At 66.3% G+C, this 472-nt stretch carries 1 pseudogene; it reads right to left on the bottom strand.

The annotated features are described in order from the left end of the window. Nucleotides 1-472 (bottom strand): annotated as a pseudogene (locus tag JHD80_RS27085) (F0F1 ATP synthase subunit beta); the annotation flags it as partial.

Below are 472 nucleotides of genomic sequence, written 5' to 3'. Positions count from 1 at the left end.
GGTACGCTCACCCACGCCGGCGAACACGGACAGACCCGAGTGCGCCTTGGCGATGTTGTTGATCAGCTCCATCATGTTCACGGTCTTGCCCACGCCGGCGCCGCCGAACAGGCCGACCTTGCCGCCCTTGGCGAACGGGCAGATCAGGTCGATGACCTTGATGCCGGTTTCAAGCAAATCGTTCGAGCTGGCCTGGTCGGCGTAGCTCGGGGCTTCGCGATGGATGACCCAGCTGTCGTCGGCGGCGATCGGGCCGGCTTCGTCGATGGGGCTGCCCAGCACGTCCATGATGCGACCCAGGGTGGCCGTGCCGACCGGCACCTTGATGCCTTCGCCGGTATTGCGGGCCACCAGGCCGCGCTTGAGGCCGTCGGTGGAACCGAGGGCGATCGTACGGACGATGCCGTCGCCCAGCACCTGCTGGACTTCCAGCGTGATGGCGGTGCCGTCGATCTTCAGCGCGTCGTAAACC

The sequence above is a fragment of the Allobosea sp. ASV33 genome (genome assembly GCF_016428755.1).
Lineage (GTDB): Bacteria > Pseudomonadota > Alphaproteobacteria > Rhizobiales > Beijerinckiaceae > Allobosea.
The sequence above is the reverse complement of the archived record's forward strand: the minus strand, read 5'-3'. Positions and strand labels throughout refer to the sequence as shown.